The 1,450-nt window shown below is 67.5% G+C and carries 1 protein-coding gene; it reads right to left on the bottom strand.

The features are described 5' to 3' along the window. Window positions 1-259: 259 nt before the first annotated feature. Window positions 260-1,450: MFS transporter (locus ACZ7NC_RS45615; RefSeq protein WP_471498381.1), on the bottom strand; the 1,191-nt coding region annotated here is incomplete at its 5' end.

Raw genomic sequence — 1,450 nt, 5'->3', positions numbered from 1 at the left:
GGGTGTACTTGTTGGGTGATGCCACTTCGTGCTTCCTCGTTTCCTTGACAGGACAACCCTATTGGGTCCCTGTCCGGAATCTCCGGGGCACCTCAGATATCGACCAGCAGGTTCTCCAGCTGATCGGACCACTCCACCAGCCACTCAGCGTCGGTGACCTCCGGCGACATGTCCAGCAACTCAGCCTGCATACAGGACAGTTACCCGGCAGCCGTGATTGACGAACTACCGCAGACCGCCATGATCTCCAACTGAAAGGTCAGTCCGAGATCACCGGAAACTTCTTGGGAGCGAGCAGTAATAGGGCCAGGAAGGCCAGCGCCGCCGCGCACGAAGCGCCCAGATACACGGCATGCACCGCGTCGGCGATGGCCCGCCTGGTGGCCTGCTGGGCCGTGCCCGAGTCCAGCGCCCGCGTCACTGAGTCCAGGTCGCTCCCGCCACCGAGCCGAGCGGCCAGTACGCCGTTGGCCACCGCACCGAAGATGGCCGCGCCCAGCGTCTGGCCCGTCTGCCGGCAGAACAGCACCGAGGCCGTCGTGGTGCCCCGCTCCGACCAGCCCACCGTCGACTGCACGCCGACGATCAGCGGCAGTTGGAACATCCCCAGCGCCACCCCCAGCAACAGCATCAGCAGCGTGGGCTGCCACGCCTGACCGGGGTAGGGCAGGAAGGGGAACGCCAGCAGGATCAGGGAGGCCGACACGATCCCCAGCATCGCCGTGTTGCGGAACCCGATCCTGCGGTACACCTGCTGACTGAACGCCGACGACACCGGCCAGCTTAAACTCCACACGGACAGCACGAATCCGGCCGTTACCGGCGCCAGCCCCAGCACCGCCTGCGCATACGTCGGCAGGAACATCGTCGGCGCCACCACCAGCAACCCCAGCGCACATAGCGCGAGATTCACCGCAGCAATCGTCCGGCTGCGCCACACCCACCCGGGGATGATCGGGTCGGCCGCCCAGCGCTCCACGCCCACCACGACGGCCACGAGCACAAGTCCCGTACCGAACAACGCCAGTGACGGCCCCGAGAGCCACGGCCAGGTCACTCCGCCCTGCACCAGCGCCGTCAGCAGCACGCCCCCGCACACGAAGACTGCCAACGCGCCCGCCCAGTCGACACGCGCGCGCGTGGACGCCCTATTAGAGGCCGTGTCGCGCGTCGGCTCATGCAGGTGCCGCACGATCAGCCACAGCGCCACCGCCCCGATCGGCAGGTTGATCAGGAAGATCCAGCGCCAGTCCGCGTACACCACCAGGACCCCGCCTACCGCCGGCCCTGCGGCTGCCGTCACCACCCCCACCGTCGACAGCTTGGACTGGATCTTCGGGCGCTCCTTGAGCGGATACAGGTCGGCGGCAAGCGTCTGGACCGTGCCCTGAAGGGCGCCGCCGCCCAGCCCCTGCACGATCCGGAACGCGATCAGCGCCCCCATGTTCCA

It is taken from the genome of Streptomyces sp. NPDC111802, from assembly GCF_055634335.1.
Note: the sequence above shows the minus strand (reverse complement) of the source record. Positions and strands in the feature narration are given on the sequence as shown.